The organism is Natronomonas marina, from assembly GCF_024298905.1.
In the GTDB taxonomy this organism is placed as follows: Archaea; Halobacteriota; Halobacteria; order Halobacteriales; family Haloarculaceae; genus Natronomonas; species Natronomonas marina.
In genome coordinates this window covers 3,714,466-3,735,556 of the sequence record NZ_CP101154.1, presented here as the reverse complement: position 1 = coordinate 3,735,556, position 21,091 = coordinate 3,714,466, and the positions used below count along the sequence as shown (strand labels likewise).

The window sequence follows — 21,091 nt, the reverse complement described above, 5'->3', positions numbered from 1 at the left end:
AAAGAGTTCGTACGGCGCGTCCCCCCGCCGACCCCGAAAGGGAAGACATTTGGCTGACTGACCGGTCAGTTAAACGCACGACGTGTCCGCCGTCCCGAACCCGGTTCGACTGGCGATTCTCGCCGTCGGTCTCGCCCTGTCACGGCTCGGTCTCGTCACCGAGGCGCGGGCCCGCCGGACGACCGAACTCGCGTGGCCGCGGATAGTCACGGGCATCGCCCGGATGTCGAAGAACGCCGTCGACGTGGCGATGGTCGGCGTCGCCGTCGGGTCGGCGGCCATCTCCGGAGTCGGTATCGCCGGGCCGTTCTGGGGGCTGGCCTTCTCCATCGGCGGCGGCGTCGCCGGCGGCACCATCGCGCTGGTGAGCCAGCGGTACGGCGCCGACGCCGAGGCGGGCCTGGGGCTCGCGGTCCGCTCGAGCGTCCTGCTCGTCGTCGCGGCGACGCTGCCGGTCGTCGCCGTCTTTCGGGCGTTCCCGACAGAACTTATCGGCCTGCTGAGCAGCGACGCCGCCACCGTCCGGCTCGGCGGCGCCTACCTGCGCGTCGTCGCCCTCGGGATTCCCTTCGCCGGCCTGAACCTCGTCGGCAGTCGCGTTTTGGTCGGCGCCGACGACTCCTACACGGCGATGGTGCTCCGGGGCAGCGGCGCCGTCGCCAACGTCGTCATCAACGCGGTCCTCATCTTCGGTCTCGGGATGGGCGTCGAGGGCGCCGCCATCGGGACGGTCGTCTCGAACGTCGTCGTCGCCGCGGCCTTCGGGATCGGCCTCACCGCCGGCCGACTCCCCGGCGCCGGCGAGTTCCCCGTCACCGTCGACCCGCGGGGACGCTACCTCGACCGCGGGACGGTCTCGGACCTCGTCGCCATCGGCCTGCCGGTGATGGGCCGGAACCTCGTGTGGACCGTCGCCGAGTTCCCCATGTTCGCCATCCTCGACGTCTTCGGCCGGGACGTCGTCTCGGCGTTCGTCATCGCCCGCCGGATCCTCGGGCTGATGAACACGCCGGGGTGGGGCTTCGGGCTGGCGTCGGCCAGCCTCGTCGGCCAGGAACTCGGCACCGGCGAGGAGGGGCTCGCCGACGCCTACGGCCGCGAAATCGTTCGCTTCGCGGTCGCGGTCTACGCCGTCGTCGCCGCCGTCGTCTTCGTCCTCGCCGAGCCGGTGGTGGTGCTCTTCGTCGGCGACCCGACCGCGCCGGCGGTCCCCATCGCGGTCCCGCTGGTCCGGGTCGCCTGCGTCGCCGTCGTTCTCCAGGGCGTCTCCGGCGCCGCCGCCGGACCGCTGGACGCCGCCGGCGACACCCGGTGGCCGTTCCTCAGCCAGGCGCTCGGCATGTTCGGCGTCTCCATCCCGCTTGTCTACCTCGGGACGGTGACGCCGCTGGGACTCTACGGACTGTACCTGGCCTTCCTGGCGGAGACATCCGTGCCGGCGGCGCTGAACTACTACCGGTTCCGCTCGGGCGTCTGGAAACGGGTCAGCCGGGAGTACCGGCCCGACGCCGGGGGCGCCGACGACTGACCGTCGCGCCGTCGCTGGGGGCCGACGGCGCTCGAAACCAGCATTGTTCCAGCCGGAGGGCTTTTGAATCCGGTCCCCGTTAGTCGTATCAGTCACATGTCCGATGGCCGACGAGACGAGCCGGTGTCCACGACCCGCGAGGAGGCCGCGGGCGTCGAGCCGTTCGGCCGGCGCTTCGAGTGGACGCCGGACGACCGCCCGGCGAGCCCGCTGGCGTACGTCGCGGCGGTCCTCCCGTACGCCGTCGGCGTCGTCCTCGCCCTCGGCGTCGTCGCTCTTCTCGTCAGCAGCGTCGCCGCGGTCGGCGGTCTCGGCGACATCTCCGCACCCGACCCCGGCGACCTGAACCCCATCGGCGGCGACGGCGGTCCCGACGCGGCCACGCCGACCCCGACGCCGGCCGGGACCGTCACCGACACCGCGACCGACACCGACTCCTCGTCCCCGACGGCGACGGACTCGCCGACGCCACCCGACACGCCGACGGTGACGCCCGGTACCGCGACGGCCACGCCGACACGCGCTCCGGGGACGCCGACCGAGGTCCCGGACACGCCGACGGCGACCGCCACGCCGACGCCGACGCCGACGGAGGAAGACGATGACGACGACGACTTCCTGACGCCAACGCCGACGCCGACACCCACGCCGACGGCCACGCTGACGCCAACGCCGACGCCGACACCCACGCCGACACCCGCTCCGCCGAAAGTCGACGATTTCTCGGCGTCCAGTACCTCGTCGTGTGGCCTGATCCCAGGTCCAGACGACGATGTCAAGTTCGAGGTCAGCTGGACCACGACGAACGCCGAACAGGTGACGGTCTCGTGGGGCGCGACCGACCAGACGGAAAGCGGGAAATCCGGTGATGGCGTGGTTTTCGAAGCCCCGGACGACGCTACGTGTGATGACGGCCCGTACGAGTTCACCATCGTCGCCGAGAACGGACCCCGTTCCACCAGCGACACTGCGAGTGCGGAACCGTAAGGAACGAACTGCCGACGCCGTTTAACTCTTGAACCCGTTCGTGGGCTCGGCGTCGGCGTCCGAGGGCGCCTCGCTGCGGTCGGGGGTGGCCGCGCCGGGGGGCCACTCCGAGGGGAGGGCGTCGTTGTCGCGGAGCCGCTGGATGGCGCGGTGACGCGTGACCGCGAGCGTGATGCGGTTGGCCAGAAGGGAGTAGTGGTGGGTGCCGGTCTCCTTCTGGATGAAGTCGGTCGCGCCGGTGTCCAGCGCCCGCTCGGCGATCTCCTCGCCGCGCTCGCTGGTGAAGAGGACGAAGGGGAGCCAGGGGCGCTCCTTCCGCACCGACCAGCAGAGCTCCAGGCCGTTGCACTCGGGCATGTTGTAGTCGCTGACGATGCAGTCTATCTGCTCGGCGTCGATGCGGGCGGGGACGGCCGTCGGGTCGGATTCGCTCCGAACGGAGATGGAGTCGTCGACCTGTTCGAGAAATTCCGCGGTGAGGTCCCGGATGGCGGGGTCGTCGTCGACGTGCAGCACCTGAATATCCTGAAACATTATGCTGAGAACTGGCGGCCGGACATCGCGGCTCGACACCCAGTGGCCCCCGACGGAGCCACTACCGGACGCTCAATCGTCGGACAGCTCCTCGCTGATGGCCGCGTGACACTCCTCGCAGAGCGGAACCTTGTCGTGGTTGGTGTTGCGGACCATGAGCTCGTACCGCTCGGTGTCCGGGTCCCCGCAGTTGACGCAGTCGCTTCCCATGAAGGCAGGGAGGACACCGCTCGTAATAAATGGTCGGTTCGTTTCGGCGCCGCCGAACGCGGGACCGCACCGCGGTCGACGCCGTGCTTTCCCCGATATTTCGTCGAACGTCTCCTCGTCGTCGGTCGTCCGGGCATCACGGGAGGACGGCGACGATTTCGGTAACCGCCGAGACGTCGACGTACTGCGGGAGGACGTGGACGACGGCCGCCGCGACCCCGAGTTCGACGGCCGTGATGACGAGCGTGACGGCGTTTGCGAACCTGCTCGAGGTAGTGACGCCGGCCGGGAACCCGAACTCGCTGCTCGAGAGGGGGTAGAACAGCGCGATACCCCGGGTGCTCCCGAGGACGTCCAGCACGTAGTGGGTGAGGACGCCGACCCAGACGAACGCGAGGTTCTCGAAGACGAGCGGGAAGGCGACGAACAGCGCCAGGACGGGGAGGTTGTGCAGCGTCTTCCGGTGCTTGCCGAAGGCGGTGTCGACGTCGGGAAACAGCGCGCCGAGCGTCACCGGGATGGTGACGGCGACGACGGTCCGCAGCGTCGCGAGGGTCCCGGCGGGTTCGAGGATGAACCCGAGACCGACCCCGAGCAGTACAGCGTTGAGGACGTGCCCTTCCTTGTCCATCGGGCGGGGTGACGACCCGCCGCGGTAAAAGAGTACTCGCCGCCGGGCCGGTATTCGAGGAACCTCAGGCGGATTCGACCGCCGCGAGCAGGTCCTCGAGGGCCTGCTCGGCTATCTTCCGCTTGATTTCGGTCCGGGAGCCGTCGAAGACGTAGCGCTCGACGCCACAGGAGGAGTCGCCAGTGCCCCACTCGGCGGCGCGGGCGACGCCGACGTGGACGGTGCCGACCGGTTTCTCGTCGGTGCCGCCGGTGGGGCCGGCGATGCCCGTCGTCGCCACGCCCCAGGTGACGCCCGCGCGGTCCCGGGCCGCCCGCGCCATCGCCCGGGCGACCGGTTCGCTGACGGCGCCCGCCCCGTCGAGGGTCTCACGGGGGACGCCCAACTCCTCCAGTTTGGCGTCGTAGGTGTAGGTAACGTACGAGCGGTCGAAGTAGTCGCTGGCGCCCGGAACGTCCGTGACGAGCGAGCCGACGAGCCCGCCGGTGCACGATTCGGCGGTGGCGACGGACTCCCCGCGCTCGCGGAGGGCGTCGCCGACGCGTTCCTCGATTGCCATACCGACCGGACGGCCGCCGGCGCCTTGAAACCGCTCCCGGCGTCGGCGCGAGACAGCGGTCGGTTCCGTGTCGGTTCCGCCCGCCGAAAGCGTTAGACCGACGTGGCTTCCGCCGTCACGGGTGGTATGGACGATTACGACCGGCCGCTGTTCTTCCACCTGATGGAGTACGCGGCCGCCGCCGACCGGGACGTGGTCGACATGGTCTCGGGCAACCCCGACTGGGAGGCCCCCGAGGCGCTCCGGGCAGGGCTGTCGGCGTACGCCGACGCCCCGGTCGCGGAGTTCCAGTACCCGCCGAGCGAGGGTCTCCGGGAGTTGCGCGAGGAAATCGCAACGAGGCGCGGCGTCGACGTCGAGCGGGTCGTCGTCACCAACGGCGCGGGCGAGGCGAACTACCTGGCGATGGCCTGTGCACTGGCGGCGCTGGACGGCGAGGAGGTGCTGCTCACCGACCCGGTCTACCCCTACTACCAGGGCCGGACGAAGATGCTCGGGGGGACGCCCCGGTTCGTCGCCGCCGAACCGGACGGGACGCTCGACCCCGGGGCGGTCCGGGCGGCCGCGAGCGAGGAGACGGCCGCCATCGTCGTCAACTCGCCGAACAACCCCACCGGCGCCGTCTACGGCCGAGAGACGAAGCGGGAACTCGTCGACGTCGCGGAGGAACACGACGCACTCCTCGTCTCCGACGAGGTGTACGACCACTTCGTCTTCGAGGAGGGGGCCTTCGCCACCGCCCTGGAGTTCGACTCCGAACGGGTCGCCGTCACGAACTCCTTCTCGAAGTCGATGGCGATTACGGGCTTTCGGGTCGGCTACGCCGTCCTTCCGGAGTGGCTGGTGGACGCCGCCCGGACCCGGCACATGCTGGTCAACGTCGCCGGCTCCCGGCCCGCTCAGACGGCGGTCCTCGAGGCGCTCCGGGAGACGCCCGCGGAGTACTACGAGGCCAACCGTCGGCTGCTCTCCGAGCGCGTCGACGCCTTCTGTGCGGCGCTGGACGAGGCCGGCGCCGAGTACACCCGGCCGAAGGGCGCCTTCTACGTGATGGCGCGCTTCGACGGCTACCCCGGGACGCTGGAGAACGCCGAACGGCTCGTCGACGAGGCCGGCGTCGCGGGGATGCCAGGCGAGGCCTTCGGCGAGTCCCGCAGCGAGTGGCTCCGCTTCGCGCTGGTGACGCCGCGGGCCGACGAGGCCGCAACGCGGCTGGCGCGGTTCTTCGCCTGAGCCAGGACGCCCAGCCGCCGCCGTCGCGCGACCCATCCCGGCGTTTATTGGGCCGGCGGCCGAGGACAAATTCATGAGCAGCGATACCACGGGGCGACGGACGGAGCCGGCGCCGTCCGAGGAGGGAAAGCGGGACGACGACGCCGACCCTTCGGAGTTGCCGCTGCCGCCCTACCCGCCCAACCTCGGACACCCGCGCTTGCACTTCCTCCACCAGATGCGCGACGTCTTCGAGTTCGGCGAGCAGGCGCTTGCGACCCGCGACGTCGTCCGGAGCCACCTGCCCGGCGAGGGCGACGTCTTCTCGCTGGCCCACCCCGAGCACGTAAAGCGCGTCCTGTTGACCGAGCGGGAGACGTTCCGGAAGAGCGACGACTTCCGCATCGCCTTCGGCGAGGGCCTGCTCACCGTCGAGGGCGAGGAGTGGGCCGCCCAGCGGGACGTGCTGCAACCGCTCTTCACCCGCGACAGCGTGATGGACTACGCCGACGGCATGGTCGAGCAGGTGCGACGGCGGAGCGACCGGTGGGCCGACGGCGACCGACTGGAGTTGCAGTCGGAGCTCACCGACATGACGCTGGACGTCCTCTTCGCCACCGTCCTCGGACGCGAACTGGCGCTGGACGGCGACGAGCGGATCCGGCGGGCCGCCGAAGCGCTCCACGACTGGTTCGTTCCCACGTCGTACCTGCTGCCGGACTGGGTGCCGACGCCGGCCCGCCGGCGGTTCCGAAAGGGGAAGGCGACGCTGCAGGCGGAGGCCGACCGGCTACTCGAAGAGAAGGCCGGTGGCGCGCCGACGGACCCCGCCGAGGCCGAGGACCTGCTGTCGCTTTTGGTCGGTCTCCGGGAGAGCGGCGTCGCCGACTCGGGCATGCTGACCGACGAGCGGCTGCGCGACCAGATGGTGACCATCATCTTCGCGGGCCACGACACGACGACCACGTCGCTGACGTTCGCCTTCTGGGCGCTGGCGAACAATCCCGGGGTCCGCGAGCGGTTCCACGCCGAGGTCGACGCCCTGGACGGCCCGCCGACGATGGACGACCTCGACGAGTTGCCGGTGACCGACCGGGTCGTCACCGAGACGTTGCGGCTCTACCCGCCGGTGTACTCGCTACCGCGCCGGAGTACCGAGCCGACGGCCTTCGACGGCTATCGAATCCCGGCGGACAGTCGCATCATCCTGGCCCTCCGGCACGTCCACCGGGACCCCCGGTTCTTCGAGGCCCCCGACAGCTTCCGGCCATCGCGGTGGGACGGCGACCTCCGGGGGGAGCTACACGACTTCGCGTACGCGCCGTTCGGCGGCGGGCCCCGCATCTGTATCGGCCGGGAGTTCGCACTGCTGGAGGCGAAACTCGCGCTTGCGACCATCGGTCGGGAGTACGACCTCTACTGGCTGGGCGACAACGACGCCGACGGCGAGCCGCCCATCTCCCCGGAGATGACGCTGCGGATGACGCCGGGACAGGAGTTCCTCGTGACGGAACGGGAGTAACTCCAGGATCCCTCAACCGAGGCCCGCGTTCGCGTTGGCCTTTTAGTGACGCTCCGCGTAGGGTACGTATGAGCGAGGGTGACGATCCGGCGGCCCAGTGGCAACGAATGGTTCAGAACGTAAACGAAGCGATGGCCGAGTCCGTCGAGCAGAACATGGAGATGAGCGCCGCGTTCATGGAATCGTGGGCGGACGCGATGGAGGACAGCGTCCCCGACCAGGAGACTCTGGCCTCCGGCGTCGAGGGGTACAACAACGCCTACGAGGTGTGGATGGACGCCGCCGAGCAGACCTTCGAGCGGACGACCGACGCCGCCGAAGGTGACGAGGTCGCTCCCGCGGAGTTCCGCGACATCTGGCTGCAGAGCGCCAACGAGGCGTTCAAGGAGGTGATGAGCACGTCGGCGTTCGCGGCGGCCAACGGCCAGCTCGTCCGTGCGATGATGGACCTCCGCGAGCAGACCGACGAGGTAGGCGAGGAGACGCTGGCCGAACTCGGGATGCCGACCCAGTCAGACGTCGAGGAGGTGGGCGAGCGGCTCGTCGAACTGGAGCGCCGCCAGCACCGCGTCGAGGAGAAGCTCGACCGCGTCATCGAGGCGCTGGAATGAGCTCCGAGAACCCCTTCTTCGCGCCGCTGAACTTCCAGCGGGAGCTGATGGAGGCCACCACGGACGCCTTCGAGAAGACGCAGGCCGCACCCGAGCAACTGGAGAAACTGGAGGACGTCGAGGTCGGACACACTCCCAGCGAGGTCGTCTACACCGAGAACAAACTGGAACTGCTCCACTACGAGTCGCTGACCGACGAGCAGCACGAGACGCCCATCCTCGTCGTCTACGCGCTCATCAACAAGCCGTTCATCCTCGACCTGCAGCCGGACCGCAGCGTCGTCCGGCGGCTGCTCGAGGCCGGCCACGACGTCTACCTCGTCGACTGGAACGAGCCGTCCCGGCTCGACCAGCACCTCACGCTCGAGGACTACGTCAACCGCTACATCGACAACTGCGTCGATGTCGTCCGGGAACGGTCCGGACAGGACCGCATCAACATTCTCGGCTACTGCATGGGCGGAACGATGACCGCGATGTACACCGCCCTCCACCAGGAGAAAGTGCGGACGCTCGGGCTGATGGCCGCCGGGCTCTGCTTCGAGGACACCGGCGGCGTCCTCGAACTGTGGGGCGACCAGGAGTACTACGACCCCGAGGACGTCGTCGACGTCTACGGGAACGTCCCCGCCGAGATGCTCGACGTCGGCTTCGCCCTGATGGACCCCGTCGCCAACTACGTCTCGAAGTACGTCCGCCTGTACGACAACCTCGACAACGACGACTTCGTCGAGAACTTCGGCCGGATGGAGCAGTGGCTCGACGAGGGCATCGACGTCGCCGGCGAGGCCTACGTCCAGTTCCTCCGGGACATCTACCAGGAGAACAAGCTCCACCGCAACGAGCTGTACCTCGGCGGCGAACACGTCGATATCACGTCCATCGAGGTCCCCGTCCTCCAGATTACGGGCGAGTACGACCACCTCATCCCCTCGGGGGCCAGCAAGCCGTTCAACGAGGTGGTCGGCAGCGACGACACCGAGATCATCGAGTACCCGACGGGTCACATCGGGCTGGCGGTGTCGGGGTCGAGCCACCGCGACGTCTGGCCCCGCGTCGCCGAGTGGTACATCGAGAAGTCCACCGACGACCCCGAACGCCTCGCCGAGGTCGAGGCGGCCGTCGAGGCGGCGACCGACCAGATCGGCATCGAGGAGATAGACGTCGACGTCGAGGCGGCCGTCGAGGAGGAGGCCCACGCCATCGAGGAGGCCGTCGCCGGTGAGGCCGAGGACGAAATCGCCGAGGAGGCGGTCGACCCGGCCGGTACCGAGGGGTCGGACCTCGAGGAGATAGACGGCATCGGGCCGGCCTACGCCGAGCGACTCCGCGAGGGCGGCATCCTGACGGTCGCACAGTTGGCCGAATCCGACCCCGAGACCGTCGCGGAGGCCGCCGGCGTCGGCACCGCTCGCGTCGAGGGCTGGATCGACGCGGCAGGGGAGTAGTCGTCGGTCGAAAGGGGAGTAGTCGTCGGTCGAAAGGAGCCGCGGGCGCGTCAGGCGGCCGGAACCGAGCCGGCCTGGGGAGTCGCGGCGGGCGCGGACGGCGATGGAGGTGTCGCCGTGGCCGGAGCGGACGACGATGGGGCGGCCGCGGCGGTCCCGACGGCCAGCGGTCGCTCGACGCCGGAGCGGGCGTCGGTCGTCGGGACATCGGCCGACTCGACGGCCGGTGCCGGCGACAGTTGCGAGAACAGCAGTCGAATCTGTCCGAGGTAAGGTACCCGCAGCTCCGCGGTCCCGACGACCCACTCGGGTCGGACCGGCGCCGACAGCGTCGACACCTGATCGTAGTTGGGGTTCGTCACCCCGTTGTCGCCCTTCGTGATGAAGCCGGCGTGGGGCGCGGGACAGTGCCGCAGTTCCTGGCAGTTGTCGGCGTTGGCGATGTCGTCTGGGTCCGCGCGGTCGTACCAGTTCTCGCCGTCCTCGACCCACAGCATCGCCCGGTGGATGACGGGGGTCCGCCTGTTGTTGCCGTCCGGGCGATAGACGATGACATCGCCGTGCTTGCCGAACTCCTTGTGGCCGACCTCCTCGGCGCGGTCGGCGGGGATGACGCCCGTCGACGCCCCGTCGTGGGTCGGCGCCGCCTCGGGGACGAACCGCTCATCGCTCACGACGAACACGAGGTCCCCGCGCTCCATGTTCGGGTTCATGCTGCCCGACTCGATGGCGACCATCGGCGGCCAGATACCGCTGACGGCGAAGAGGAGCAGGCCGACGACGAGGACCGCTCCGACGCTCGTCACCACGTCGCGGACGTAGAGGGCGACCCCCTCGTCGGTCGTCCAGAACCACTTCAGCCAGCCGACGATGCCGGACGGGCGTCCGTCGTCGGGCCCGTCCCCAGCGTCACTCATTGGGAGGACTTGCGCCCCGGTCCGTTTGAACGTTCTGGGTCCGCTACGCTTTTGCCGGCCGGCGGCAACCCTCGCGTGTGCCGCTGGAGGAGCCGGCCCGCATCGCACGCGAACTGGCGAGCCACGGCTACGCCGCAGACAGGGAGGCAATAACGCTGCTGGCCGGTGCCGAAGACCCCGAGACCGCGCTGGTGGTGGCCGTCGAGGCGACGCCCGACGACGCGCTGAAACTCTCGGCGGCCGACGTCCGGGACGCCCTCGACGGGAAACCCCGCGGCCGCCGCGACCCGATTTCGGCGGCAGCGGACGGCGAGGCCGAACGGAGTGAGGCCTCGGGAACGGCGAGCGGGGTGGGTGGACCCGCGAGCGGCGAGGCCGACGAGGTGGAGACCTCGGAAACGGTCAGCGGCGAGGCGACGGCGAACGGGACGGCCCCCCCGGACGGAGCCGCCACCGCGGAGTCGGCCGCCGGCGCCGAACCGGACGCCGTGACGCCCGAAGACCCCTCCGTTTCGACTGGAACGACCGGCGACGAGCAGGGAGAGGAGGGCGGGGGAGTTCCAGTCGAAACGAAGGGGTCCGCCGAGGGACGCGACATCGACCCCTCGCTGCGCTCGCTCTCGGTCGCCAACGACATGACCGGCCGCTCGACCGGGACCGGCGAGTACGGCGACTTCGTGTCGACCTTCCGGGACCGCTACGAGCGCCTCGCCGGGAAACTGAAGGGCCGGGTCAACCACCGCAACGCCGACGCGCTGTCGGCGAGTCCCGGCGGCGGCGAGGCCGGTATGGTCGGGATGGTCGCCGACATCAGTTCGACGAAGTCCGGCCACTGGATAATCGACCTGGAGGACACCACCGGCGTCTTCCCCTGTCTCGTCATGAAGGACAGGCCAATCGCTGGACTGGTGGACGAACTGCTGTACGACGAGGTCATCGCCGTCGAGGGGTCGCTGTCGGACGACGGCAGCATCCTCTTCGTCGACGACATCCACTTCCCGAACGTCCCCCGGACGTTCGAGCCCTCGACGGCCGACCGGCCGGTCCAGGCGGCGCTCATCAGCGACGTCCACGTCGGCAGCGAGGAGTTCATGCGGGACGCCTGGCAGCGGTTCACCTCGTGGCTCCACACCGAGGCGGCCGAGCGCATCGAGTACCTGCTCATCGCGGGCGACATGGTCGAGGGCGTCGGCGTCTACCCCGACCAGGACGAGGAACTGGACATCGTCGACATCTTCGCCCAGTACGAGGCCTTCGCCGAGCACCTCAAGGAGGTCCCCGGGGACATGGAGATCGTCATGATCCCGGGCAACCACGACGCGGTACGGCTGGCGGAACCGCAACCGGGGTTCGACGAGGAGCTACGGGACATCATGTCGGTCCACGACGCCCGGATCGTCTCGAACCCCGCCGTCGTGACCGTCGAGGGGGTCTCCGTGCTGATGTACCACGGCGTCTCGCTGGACGAGGTCATCGCCGAACTGCCCGAGGAGAAGGCCAGTTACGACGACCCCGACAGGGCGATGTACCAGTTGCTGAAGAAACGGCACGTCGCCCCGCAGTTCGGCGGTCACACCCGGCTGGCGCCCGAAGAGCAGGACTACCTCGTCATCGACGAGGTGCCGGACGTCTTCCACACCGGCCACGTCCACAAACTCGGGTGGGGGAAGTACCGCAACGTGCTGGCGGTGAACTCCGGCTGCTGGCAGGCACAGACCGACTTCCAGAAGAGCGTCAACATCGACCCCGACGCCGGCTTCGCGCCGGTGCTGGACCTCGACACCCTCGAGATGACGGTCCACAAGTTCAGTTGATCCGGTCGAGCGCCCGGCGGCCCCGCTCGCGGGCGGCGGTGTCAGCAATTCGGGTAATACGCCGTGAGGGCATCGGCGAACCGGTCGGCGGCGTTCGCCCCGCGGGCGAGGCCGAGGAACGGCTCTATCAGTTCGAGTTCCATCAGCAGTAGCGCCCCGTCGCGGTGAACGTAATCCACCCGTGCGTAGGGGAGCGACGCCGGATCGGCGCCGAGGTGGTCTCGGGCCGCATCGAGTACACCGGCCGCCTGCTCGCGGATCGCCGCCGGTGGCTCGTACCCCGTATCGACTCCCTCGAACTCCGTGACGTCGTCGTCGGGCGTGAGGCTATTCCACGCGTGGCTGTACGTACCGGCAAAGAACACGACGGAGCGCTCGCCAGCCGTAATCTCCGGAACGAACCGCTGAACGACCACGTCGCTCGACGCGAGGATGTCCCGGAAACGTGTCGCTGCATCGTCGACGTCGCCTCGAGAGACACGACGAACGTCCCGTGAGAAGCTTCCGATGGCTGGTTTCACGACCGCTTCGCTCCACCCGTGCCGGTCGAGTATGTCCGTGAGCGACACGTCCGAGCCAGCCTCGATAACGGTCGTTGGCGGCAGTCGGACGCCCGCCTCCGCCAGGTCCACGAGATACGACTTGTGCATATTCCACCGGATCGCCGGGAGCGGGTTACAGACCGGGATGTCCGTGCGCTGTAGCTCGGCCAGAAGCCTCCGGAATCGCCCCAGGTCCGTCGGGTACTCCCAGCACGACCGGAAGAGCACCCCGTCGTAGTCCGTCCACGTTACGGTCGAATCGTCCCAGCGGACCGGCTCGGCCCCGACACCGCGGTCGGCGAGCGCCGCCTCGAGCAGCCCGTCGTCGTCGCTGAGAGTGGGGGCGTGCGTGCCGGTGATAACCCCGAGACTGAAGTGGTCGTCTGTCATCGTGACCCGTTATCCGAAGCGCGCTTTGCTCGTCGCGTCAGACCTCATTGCAGTGTGACGACGTAACTCAACGCGATGAGCAGGATGGCGCCGGTAGCGACGTTGACGAAGGTGAACTCGGCGGCGCCGAGGAGGCTCAGTCCCCAGACGACCATCGCCGCGAACCCCGTCGAGAGGACGACGTTCATCACGACGAGGACCCGTGGGTCCCCGCGGGTCCCGCTGGCTCCCTCCTCGAAGCCGTCCGTATCGCCCATGTCGGCGAAGGGGTATCACGCCCCTTAGCTCTTTATCAGGGAGTCCTATTGTTAGGACATGCGCGTCCGGAACCGAAACGGGGACCCCGTCGATCCGGTGCCGTTTCTCGTCTCCACCGGGCTGTCGGTCATGCTGCTGTTCTCGACGGGACCGCTGTACGGGCTCGCCTACGGCCTCTCGGTCCGGGTCTCCCTCGTCCTCTCGTCGGCCGGCGCGGTCGCCGTCGCCGCCTTCGCCTACCACCGACTGGTGTGGGTCGCCACCCCCTCGTGGGTTCAGGTGCCGGCCGAGCTCCGCTTTCAGCGCCTGCTGTACGTCGCGCTCGCCTTCGGCGTCATTCTCCTGGGGCTGTCGGTTCCCCTGCTTTAGTACCCCCGCCCCGTTGGTCCCGTATGCGCGAGGTCGAGGTCTCCCGGTTCGTGCTGGCACACCCGACGGCCGTCCGGCGCGTGCTCTCGCCGGAGGCGGTCGTCGCCGCCGAGGGCACCTTCACCGTCGGCGCCGTCGAGGAGACCGACGGGGGAACCGTCGTCACCGCCGTCGGGCCCGGGATGTCCGTCCCGCTGCGGTTCGAGTCCACCGAGGACGGTCTCCGGTACACCGCCGAGGGCGAGGTCGGCCCGTTCGAGCACCTCGAGACCCAGGTCGTCGTCGCCGACGAGTCGAACGGGTCGCGGCTCACGATGCGGTCGACGGTCGCGCTGAACCTGCCGCTGCCCTTCGCCGACCGCATCGCCGCCTGGAAGCGCCGGGGCGAACTGAAGCGCGCGATAGACGAACTGGCCGAGTCGGTCGGGTAGGGCGGCCGTCGACGCCCGGCCGGTGCCCGTGACGGCCGACGAACCCGGCTGTGTGCGAGAGGGGCACACCCACAACAGCCTTAGGGTTTCTTCCCGTTGGTTTCGAGTATGAGCCTCTTCAGCAGCGTCAAGGAGGCACTGACCGCCGAACCGTCCGCGAAGTCCCGCCCCGACGACGGCTCGGAGGGCGCCTACTGGTGTGACGACTGCGACGTCCGGGTTCGGGACGTCGACCTGGAGGGCGAGGCGACCTGCCCGGACTGCGGCGAGGAGATGCGGTTCGAGCGGTCCTCCGGGCGCTCCTGTGCCTGCTAGGGCGTCCGGATCGTCGCTTCCTCGCCCGCCTCGGCCGGGAAGTGGTCGGCCAGCGACCCCGCGTCCGCCCACTCCTCGTCGGTGACGAGGGCCTCGTCTAGGGCCGCCCGGAGCTCCGACTCCTCGTACTCCGTCCCGATGAACACCAGTTCCGTCCGCCGGTCGCCGTGTTCGTCGTGCCACTCCAGGTCCGGCCGGTTCGACCGGTAGAGATCCCGCTCGACCTCCGGGAGGCTCGCTATCCAGGGCCCCTGCGCCTCCGCCCGGACCGACGGCCCGGCGTGGCCGACGAGGACGCGGGACTCGTTGCCGGCGATCCAGGCGGTCCCCTTCGAGCGGACGACGCCCTCCGGGAGCGTCTTCAGGAAGTCGGCGAACCGGCCGGGATGGAACGGGCGGCGGCGCCGGTAGGTGAACGACGAGATGCCGTACACCTCGTCGGGGTGGCGGTGGTCGTCGTGGTGGTCGCTCCCGTCCCCGTCGTGGTGGTCGCCCTCCTCGCCGTGGGCGTGCCCGTGACCGGCACCTTCGAGGGCCCGCTTCCAGCCCGGGTACTCGCCCATCCGGTCGGCGTCGAACAGTCCGCGGTCGAACAGCCGGTCGGGGTCGACCTGCGAGAACGTCGTCCGGACCGTCTCGGCGTCGGGCCGGAGTGCCGCGACCAGCTCCTCGGCCTCGTCGAGTTCGGCGTCGGTACAGAGGTCGGCCTTGTTCAGGAGGACGACGTTCGAGAGTTCGATTTGCTCGACCATCAGGTCCGAGAGGGGGCGGTCGGCGTCGTCGGCGTCGCCGCGGCGTGTCGGCTCCCCGCCCGCGAAGGTGTCGAGGAACTGTCGGGTGTCGACGACGGTGACGAGGGCGTCGACGCGGTAGAGCGCGGCCGCCCGGGAGTCGGTGGTGAACAGCCGTGCGACGGGGCCCGGCTCCGAGATGCCCGACGACTCGACGACCAGGGCGTCGAACTCGCGGTTTCGCGCCAGGCGGACGACCGCCGTCTCGAGGTCGTCCTGCAGTTCACAGCAGATACAGCCGTTCGAGAGCTCCGTCACCCCACCCGCGACGTCGACATCCGACCCCTCGGCGACCAGTTCGGCGTCGACGTTCACCTCGCCCATGTCGTTGACCAGGACGGCGACGTCGTGGTCGCCGGCGTTCGACAGCAGGTGGTTCAGGAGCGTCGTCTTCCCGGCGCCGAGGCTCCCGGAGAGAACGGTGACGGGAATCGTCTCGCTCATGGGGTCGCTACGCCGGCGAGGGACTTGAAGCCGCTCCCGGCGACGCCGGGGGCGAGGGCACACGAGCCATCGCCGCGGCGGGCCCCCGACAGCTTTTAACAGCGGCCAGCGTTATCGAATGACATGGACCTGGCCGACCGGATAGAGCGCCTCCGTCGGGCGCTCCGGGAGTGGGCGCGCGGGCTCTACCACGGGATGATAACGCATCCGGCCTACGAGAAGATAGAGAAGGAGGCCGAGGACACCGAGGACGCGTTCATGCTGGCCTGTTTCCCGGACGCCTTCGGCATCCCGTCGCCGGTCTCGTACTACACGGCCGAACTGTTGCCGTACCTGGAGGACAGCTTCGAGGCCTGGGAGCGACGGCTCTGGGACCGGCGGTCGTACCTCGAACGCAAGGGCCAGCAGTACCACTTCTGATGGAGCCGTTCGTCTTCTTCGGCGGGAAGGGGGGCGTCGGCAAGACCACCGTCTCCTGTGCCTACGGCGTGAAGTCCGCGCGGGCGGGGCTGGAGACGCTCGTCGTCTCGACGGACCCGGCCCACTCGGTGACCGACGTCTTCGACCAGCCGTTCGGCGACGAACCCGAAGCGGTCGACGGCGTCGACGGCCTCGACGCGATGGAGATCGACCCGGACACGGAGGTCCAGCGGCACCTCGACGGCATCCGCAAGGACCTCTCCGAGCAGGTGTCGGCGGCGATGGTCAACGAGATAAACCAGCAACTCGAGATGGCCCACCGGACGCCGGGCGCCTACGAGTCGGCGCTGTTCGACCGGTTCGTCGACGTGATGCGGAACGCCGACCCCTACGACCGGGTCGTCTTCGACACCTCGCCGACGGGGAGCACCCTCCGGCTACTCGGCCTGCCGGAGTTCCTCGAGGGGTGGATCGACCGGCTGATGCACAAACGGAAGAAGAGCATCGACCTCTTCGAGAAGGCCGCCATCGGCAACGAGGAGCCGCGGCGACTCATGGACGGGGACCCGGTGCTGGCGCGACTGCAGGACAGAAAGGAGTTCTTCGAGTTCGCCGGCGGCGCTCTCCGGGAGGACGCGGCCTTCTTCCTCGTGCTCAACCCGGACCAGCTGTCGGTCAACGAGACGGCCCGGGCCATCGAGGAGATGCGCGAGCGGGACCTCGCAGTGCGAGGCCTCGTCGCCAACAAACTCACACCCGAACCGGACGACCACGAAGACGGCCGCGGCGCGCGCTACCTCCGGGACCGGGTGGCGACCGAACGACAGCGCCTCCGGGAGGTCCGGGAGACGTTCGACCCGCCGCTGGTCGCCGAAATCGCCTCCCGGACCGCGGAGGTGAAGGGCGAGTTGCTGGACGACGTCGCGGCCGAACTCGACGTCGAGACCGAGGCCGAAGCGCCGACCTTCGTGTAGGGCAGTCCGAGGAACGATTGATAATTAATCGGATACTAGCTCCGGTTAATAACTGGTTTTTCGTCCCGTAGGGCGGTTCGCTACTCTTTCTATTTGTAATATATAGAATAATAACAGAAACTATTAACACGTTGTCTTCAATGTTTGTTAATGGAGTACACACCATGGTACAGGTCATCTGGATCGTACTTGCCGTACTGGTAACGTTCAGCGCGGGGTACCTGGGGTACTCGAAGTACCTCTCACGGTTCCTCGAGCTCGACGATGAGAACGAGACGCCAGCACACAAGTACGAGGACGGGCAGGAGTACGTGCCATCGAAGAAGCCGGTGCTTCTGGGACACCACTACTCCAGTATCGCGGGCGGGGCACCGATAGTCGGACCGATCACGGCGGGCGCAGTGTGGGGGTGGGTCCCCGCACTGCTGTGGATCGCCATCGGGAACCCGCTGATGGGTAGCGTCCACGACTTCGTCTCGCTTTCGGGGTCGCTCAGACACGAGGGGAAGTCCATCGGCTACATCATCGGCGAGTACGTCGGCGAGGGCGGCAAGAACATGCTGCTTTTGTTCGCGTTCCTCACCATCATCCTGGTGGTCGCGGTGTTCGCACTGGTCGTCTCCATCGTCTTCAACGCGTTCCCACAGGTGACGACGGCCAGCCTGATATACATCGTACTGGCGCTGGCCTTCGGGGTGTACCTCTACCAGCTGAACGGGCCGTTCCTCCCGGGGACGGTGCTTTTCGTCGCCGGTGTCTTCGCCGGCGTCTGGGTCGGCATCCAGTACCCGCTCGCACTGTTCCCGGCGGTCGGCGACGCCACGTATCCGGCCGGAACCGTCGTCGTCGCCGAAGTCCTCGGGCTCGGCTCGGGAGCGTGGGTGCCGGGAGCCGCGCTCGACCCCGAGGCGCTTCTCGTTCCGAACACGGCGGCGTGGATTCCCGTCGTGATGATTTACGCGGGCGTCGCCAGCGCGCTCCCGGTGTGGGTGCTGCTGCAACCGCGCGACTACCTTTCGTCGTTCCTGCTGTACGCCGGCGTCGGCGGGGCGCTTCTGGCGGTCGTCGTCGGGACGCTGCTCGCCACGTCCGCGGAGCCGCTCGTCGTCGCCGACTCACTCGGCGCCTTCGAAGGCTTCTGGGGCGTCGAGGGCGCGGGACTGGCGCCGCTGTTCCCGCTGCTTTTCATCACTATCGCCTGCGGGACCATCAGCGGTTTCCACTCGCTGGTGTCCTCGGGGACGACGGCAAAGCAGTTGAACAAGGAGACCGACGCCCGCCTCATCGGCTACGGCGGGATGCTCGGGGAGGGCCTGCTGGCATCGGTCGCGCTGATTACGCTCGCAGTGGCCGGCTTCGCCGACCCGGCGGGCGGCATCGGCGCCGCCCTGCCGAACTTCGCTACCGGCGGCGGCATCATCCTCACCAGCCTCGGCATCCCCCAGAGCTTCGGCGCGCCGTTCATGGCGCTGGTGCTGGTGAGCTTCCTCCTCACGTCGACCGACACTGCCGTCCGGCTGGGTCGGTACATGATGGAGGAGATAATCGGCGTCCCGGCCGGTCAGACGGCCGGTAGCTCCGACGTCGTCGGCGGGCTCGGCTCCCTCTTAGGCGGCCGCTACACGAACCCCGTCGTCCAGGCCTTGCCGGCCTACCTGCTCGTCATCTCCGGGCAGTGGCTCACCCTGTGGGCGCTGTTCGGCGGCGCCAACCAGCTGCTGGCGGCACTGGCGCTGTTGACGGCCACCGTCTGGCTCGCAAACTGGGACGACAGCAAGCAGCTGTACTCGACCGGCGTTCCGATGGCCGTCATGGTCACTATCACCGTCCTGGGGCTGGCCTGGCTGGCGTTCTACAGCAACGTTTACCAGAACATCATCCAGGGCGGCGCGAGTGGCGAGGCGCTGATATCCTCCATCGTCCAGATAGTGCTGGCGCTGGTCCTCATCGGCCTCGCGCTGGCGCTGGTCAAGAAGGGCTACGACAACATCTCCACCGTCCGGGACCGGACCGGTGGCGCCGCGGCAGAACCGAGCGACGACTGACCCGACCGCGACCGTTTTTCGACGCGCTGCGACCGCCAGCGGCGCTACACCTCCCGAGTCACCGCTCCGAAGGGGTGGTCGGCCTCGTCGGGAGCGATCCCGACGGCCGTCACGGAGTCCCCGCCGGCACGGACCCGGAGCCGCACGACCCTGGCGTCGCTGCCGCCCACGGTCGCGGTCGTCACCTCGCGGGTCGTCTCGGTCGACAGAAGCGTCGCCGATCCGTCGGGCTCGAACTCCCCGACCGACGCGACCGTACGGTCCGTCGCCAGTTCCAGCACCCGGTCGGCGTCCAGCGACGCGACGGGGTCGCGTATCACCTCGGGGTCCTCGACGACCGCGACCGCCGGGGCCGTCAGGAGCCCGAACCGGTGGCCGTCGGGGGCCTCCTAGACCCGCCGGAACACCGTCGCGGTGACGTCCCGGCGCGAGGTCAACTGGACGTCCCCGGAGAGGTCGACCCGTATCGTCGTCTCGACGGTCGGTTCCTCGGAGACGACCGTGGCGTAGCCGGCCGATTCGGGGAGGACGGCGGGCGCCGTCGCCTCGGCCTCGATGGGGTCGGGCTCCTCCGGCAGGAGCGAACAGCCGGCCACGGCGACCGCACAGCCGGCGAGGACGGTGCGGCGGTCGACCGGGACCGTCATTTCCAGAACCGCTTTGCGAGCCGCGAGAGGAACCCCTCATTCGGCTCCGTGACGTCCTCCCAGAGGCGGAACGCCTCGACGACGTCGGCGGCGTCGCCGGCGACGGCCTCCCGTGCGTCCGGGACGACGACGGCGAGGTTCACCTCGTAGTGGCCGTAGTAGCCGAGTTTCAGCAGGGTCCGCTCGCGCTGGCCGTCGACGAACGCCCGGACGTCGTCGGGCAACTCGTCGGCGACGAGGACGAACGTGACGTCCGTCCGGTAGTGCTCCTCGTGGGCCTCGATTCGCTCGTCGGCCAGTTCGTGGCCCAACTCGACCAGCCGCCGCAGTTCCTCGACGGTCGGACGGGCGAGGCGGCGGGCGTAGAGGTACTCCTCGGAGCGGTGGTCGGCGTACGACAGCGCCGGGTGGAAGAACTGCTTCTGGTTCAGGACCCGCATCTCGCCGTAGAGGTCCCAAGTCTCCCCGCGGAGCCGGTGGTACTTCTCCAGCGTGTAGTTGTACATCAGGCGGTCGCTGACCCGGTCGAGGTAGGGGTCGTCGTCCCAGTACGGAACGTCCTCGACGAGTTCGTCGGGCAACTCCGACTTCGGCACTGCGCCCTCGGCCGGGTCCTCCCAGTCGTCGCCGTAGTCCGGTCCCTCCTCGACCGGCCCGGGGTCGGTCCGCTCGCTCATCGCCCGTCGCCGGCGACGCTCACGTCCGCCGGCTGGAGTGCGGGATCCGTGCCTCGGTACGACATATCGTGGAGGTGCCGTCTGTGCCGTATAAACGCGTCGGTCACCCCCACCGCGTGGAACGCTCGGCAGGTTTTTCAGGCTTCGACCCCAACCGTGGGAGTGACACACATGGCGAAGGACACGGAGGCCTGCGGTCGCTGTTCGATGACCGTCGTGGTCGACGCCGTCGACGACGAGGAGGACGCCTCACGGGACCCCTTCGACGGCGAGCGTATCGAGGTCGAAGAACGGGACCTCGAGCGCGTCTCGCCGGCGGCCTGGATGGGGCGGGTCTCCTCGCGCGTGAACGAGGCGGTCGGTCGCCTCGTCTGGGGCCGATAGGTGCCATCCGTCCCTGACGGAGCCGCCCTCGCCGGTCGAAGAGTTGGACGACCGTCGCGTCTCTCGGTCGGGAACCACGGTTTCTGCTTATAAATTGGGCGGCAAATCACGGTATGACACGGTGTCACATCGTCAGGGTTAAATACTCACTGTCAGCTATGCACACGTATGGCACAGGACACGGCCGCTCCGGTCCGGGAATCCGACTGCGAGGTCATGGCGTCCGTCGACAGCGATACCGACGGTGAACGGCTCATCATAGCCGAACTCTGTCGCGACGACGCCTGGCTCTCGATGTCGACGGACGCGACCGTCGCCGCCGAGTGGCGGTAGCGAGCGGCCGACCGCCGGACTACTTTTAGCCGCCTTCCCCGCCGACCAGCCCCGCGTCGACCGGCCGTTCCGGCGGGCAGGGCCCCCGAGTCCGAGGG

At 68.9% G+C, this 21,091-nt stretch carries 26 protein-coding genes; 15 read left to right on the top strand and 11 right to left on the bottom strand.

Annotated features, from left to right (window positions below; genetic code table 11):
- The first annotated feature begins 82 nt into the window (after nt 1-82).
- Both NLF94_RS19480 and NLF94_RS19475 read left to right on the top strand, forming a co-directional pair.
- Entirely contained in the window at nt 83-1,528 is a 1,446-nt protein-coding gene (locus NLF94_RS19480) for an MATE family efflux transporter (RefSeq protein WP_350355834.1), read from the top strand.
- A gap of 96 nt (nt 1,529-1,624) precedes the next feature.
- On the top strand, nt 1,625-2,515 hold the full coding sequence (locus tag NLF94_RS19475) for a hypothetical protein (protein WP_254839304.1): 891 nt from the start codon (nt 1,625-1,627) through the stop codon (nt 2,513-2,515).
- Nucleotides 2,516-2,536: 21 nt separating this feature from the next.
- Here the strand turns inward: NLF94_RS19475 and NLF94_RS19470 are convergent, their stop codons facing one another.
- The 4 genes from NLF94_RS19470 to NLF94_RS19455 all read right to left on the bottom strand — a co-directional run bounded on the left by NLF94_RS19470 (nt 2,537) and on the right by NLF94_RS19455 (nt 4,449).
- Nucleotides 2,537-3,049 (bottom strand): response regulator, encoded by a 513-nt coding sequence (locus NLF94_RS19470; RefSeq protein WP_254839303.1) that lies wholly within the window; start codon nt 3,047-3,049, stop codon nt 2,537-2,539.
- Between the two features lie 72 nt (nt 3,050-3,121).
- The gene (locus tag NLF94_RS19465) at nt 3,122-3,259 is read right to left on the bottom strand and encodes a hypothetical protein (protein WP_254839302.1); all 138 of its coding nucleotides are present in this window, start codon (nt 3,257-3,259) and stop codon (nt 3,122-3,124) included.
- Nucleotides 3,260-3,395: 136 nt separating this feature from the next.
- Nucleotides 3,396-3,890, bottom strand: a complete 495-nt coding sequence (locus NLF94_RS19460) for a metal-dependent hydrolase (RefSeq protein WP_254839301.1) — start codon at nt 3,888-3,890, stop codon at nt 3,396-3,398.
- A 64-nt stretch (nt 3,891-3,954) separates the two neighbouring features.
- A complete protein-coding gene (locus NLF94_RS19455; protein ID WP_254839300.1) occupies nt 3,955-4,449 on the bottom strand; it encodes a CinA family protein in 495 nt (164 codons plus the stop codon).
- 126 nt (nt 4,450-4,575) lie between these two features.
- Here NLF94_RS19455 and NLF94_RS19450 point away from each other — a divergent pair, with 126 nt between their 5' ends.
- The 4 genes from NLF94_RS19450 (at nt 4,576) to phaC (ending at nt 9,242) form a co-directional block, all read left to right on the top strand.
- Nucleotides 4,576-5,682: a pyridoxal phosphate-dependent aminotransferase gene (locus NLF94_RS19450; RefSeq protein WP_254839299.1), complete on the top strand. Its 1,107-nt coding sequence runs from the start codon at nt 4,576-4,578 to the stop codon at nt 5,680-5,682.
- A 73-nt stretch (nt 5,683-5,755) separates the two neighbouring features.
- Nucleotides 5,756-7,183 carry a cytochrome P450 gene (locus NLF94_RS19445; RefSeq protein WP_254839298.1) on the top strand — a complete coding sequence of 476 codons (1,428 nt, stop codon included), beginning with the start codon at nt 5,756-5,758 and terminating at the stop codon, nt 7,181-7,183.
- Between the two features lie 68 nt (nt 7,184-7,251).
- Nucleotides 7,252-7,794, top strand: a complete 543-nt coding sequence (locus tag NLF94_RS19440) for a poly(R)-hydroxyalkanoic acid synthase subunit PhaE (protein ID WP_254839297.1) — start codon at nt 7,252-7,254, stop codon at nt 7,792-7,794.
- A complete protein-coding gene (gene phaC, locus NLF94_RS19435) occupies nt 7,791-9,242 on the top strand; it encodes a class III poly(R)-hydroxyalkanoic acid synthase subunit PhaC (protein ID WP_254839296.1) in 1,452 nt (483 codons plus the stop codon). Before NLF94_RS19440 ends, phaC begins: the two co-directional genes overlap by 4 nt.
- A gap of 50 nt (nt 9,243-9,292) precedes the next feature.
- On the opposite strand, the gene NLF94_RS19430 is transcribed toward phaC, so the two are convergent.
- Nucleotides 9,293-10,159 (bottom strand): S26 family signal peptidase, encoded by an 867-nt coding sequence (locus NLF94_RS19430; protein ID WP_254839295.1) that lies wholly within the window; start codon nt 10,157-10,159, stop codon nt 9,293-9,295.
- A 77-nt stretch (nt 10,160-10,236) separates the two neighbouring features.
- Between NLF94_RS19430 and NLF94_RS19425 the strand changes: the two genes are divergently transcribed.
- On the top strand, nt 10,237-11,973 hold the full coding sequence (locus NLF94_RS19425) for a DNA-directed DNA polymerase II small subunit (RefSeq protein ID WP_254839294.1): 1,737 nt from the start codon (nt 10,237-10,239) through the stop codon (nt 11,971-11,973).
- 41 nt (nt 11,974-12,014) lie between these two features.
- Here the strand turns inward: NLF94_RS19425 and NLF94_RS19420 are convergent, their stop codons facing one another.
- Together NLF94_RS19420 and NLF94_RS19415 are read right to left on the bottom strand one after the other, a co-directional pair.
- Entirely contained in the window at nt 12,015-12,905 is an 891-nt protein-coding gene (locus NLF94_RS19420) for an ATP-grasp domain-containing protein (protein ID WP_254839293.1), read from the bottom strand.
- A gap of 44 nt (nt 12,906-12,949) precedes the next feature.
- A complete protein-coding gene (locus NLF94_RS19415; RefSeq protein WP_254839292.1) occupies nt 12,950-13,162 on the bottom strand; it encodes a DUF8107 family protein in 213 nt (70 codons plus the stop codon).
- Between the two features lie 58 nt (nt 13,163-13,220).
- On the opposite strand from NLF94_RS19415, the gene NLF94_RS19410 reads away from it, so the two are divergent.
- The 3 genes from NLF94_RS19410 to NLF94_RS19400 all read left to right on the top strand — a co-directional run bounded on the left by NLF94_RS19410 (nt 13,221) and on the right by NLF94_RS19400 (nt 14,278).
- Entirely contained in the window at nt 13,221-13,532 is a 312-nt protein-coding gene (locus NLF94_RS19410; protein ID WP_254839291.1) for a hypothetical protein, read from the top strand.
- Between the two features lie 23 nt (nt 13,533-13,555).
- On the top strand, nt 13,556-13,963 hold the full coding sequence (locus NLF94_RS19405) for an SRPBCC family protein (RefSeq protein WP_254839290.1): 408 nt from the start codon (nt 13,556-13,558) through the stop codon (nt 13,961-13,963).
- A gap of 108 nt (nt 13,964-14,071) precedes the next feature.
- Nucleotides 14,072-14,278, top strand: coding sequence for a hypothetical protein (locus tag NLF94_RS19400; RefSeq protein ID WP_254839289.1), 207 nt, complete (start codon nt 14,072-14,074; stop codon nt 14,276-14,278).
- Here NLF94_RS19400 and NLF94_RS19395 read toward each other — a convergent pair.
- A complete protein-coding gene (locus NLF94_RS19395) occupies nt 14,275-15,513 on the bottom strand; it encodes a CobW family GTP-binding protein (protein WP_254839288.1) in 1,239 nt (412 codons plus the stop codon). The genes NLF94_RS19400 and NLF94_RS19395 overlap by 4 nt on opposite strands.
- Before the next feature lie 123 nt (nt 15,514-15,636).
- Here NLF94_RS19395 and NLF94_RS19390 point away from each other — a divergent pair, with 123 nt between their 5' ends.
- From NLF94_RS19390 to NLF94_RS19380, 3 genes are all read left to right on the top strand, one after another.
- A complete protein-coding gene (locus NLF94_RS19390; RefSeq protein WP_254839287.1) occupies nt 15,637-15,933 on the top strand; it encodes a DUF7990 family protein in 297 nt (98 codons plus the stop codon).
- Nucleotides 15,933-16,907 carry an ArsA family ATPase gene (locus NLF94_RS19385; protein WP_254839286.1) on the top strand — a complete coding sequence of 325 codons (975 nt, stop codon included), beginning with the start codon at nt 15,933-15,935 and terminating at the stop codon, nt 16,905-16,907. Before NLF94_RS19390 ends, NLF94_RS19385 begins: the two co-directional genes overlap by 1 nt.
- Before the next feature lie 164 nt (nt 16,908-17,071).
- Nucleotides 17,072-18,952 carry a carbon starvation CstA family protein gene (locus tag NLF94_RS19380; RefSeq protein WP_254839285.1) on the top strand — a complete coding sequence of 627 codons (1,881 nt, stop codon included), beginning with the start codon at nt 17,072-17,074 and terminating at the stop codon, nt 18,950-18,952.
- A gap of 44 nt (nt 18,953-18,996) precedes the next feature.
- Here the strand turns inward: NLF94_RS19380 and NLF94_RS19375 are convergent, their stop codons facing one another.
- The 3 genes from NLF94_RS19375 to NLF94_RS19365 all read right to left on the bottom strand — a co-directional run bounded on the left by NLF94_RS19375 (nt 18,997) and on the right by NLF94_RS19365 (nt 20,276).
- A complete protein-coding gene (locus NLF94_RS19375) occupies nt 18,997-19,272 on the bottom strand; it encodes a hypothetical protein (protein WP_254839284.1) in 276 nt (91 codons plus the stop codon).
- Nucleotides 19,273-19,341: 69 nt separating this feature from the next.
- Nucleotides 19,342-19,599 (bottom strand): hypothetical protein, encoded by a 258-nt coding sequence (locus NLF94_RS19370; protein WP_254839283.1) that lies wholly within the window; start codon nt 19,597-19,599, stop codon nt 19,342-19,344.
- A complete protein-coding gene (locus tag NLF94_RS19365) occupies nt 19,596-20,276 on the bottom strand; it encodes a DUF8052 family protein (RefSeq protein WP_254839282.1) in 681 nt (226 codons plus the stop codon). Before NLF94_RS19365 ends, NLF94_RS19370 begins: the two co-directional genes overlap by 4 nt.
- A 171-nt stretch (nt 20,277-20,447) precedes the next feature.
- Between NLF94_RS19365 and NLF94_RS19360 the strand changes: the two genes are divergently transcribed.
- Nucleotides 20,448-20,660 carry a DUF8007 family protein gene (locus NLF94_RS19360; protein ID WP_254839281.1) on the top strand — a complete coding sequence of 71 codons (213 nt, stop codon included), beginning with the start codon at nt 20,448-20,450 and terminating at the stop codon, nt 20,658-20,660.
- Between the two features lie 168 nt (nt 20,661-20,828).
- On the top strand, nt 20,829-20,993 hold the full coding sequence (locus NLF94_RS19355; protein WP_254839280.1) for a DUF7556 family protein: 165 nt from the start codon (nt 20,829-20,831) through the stop codon (nt 20,991-20,993).
- Nucleotides 20,994-21,091 lie beyond the last annotated feature (98 nt).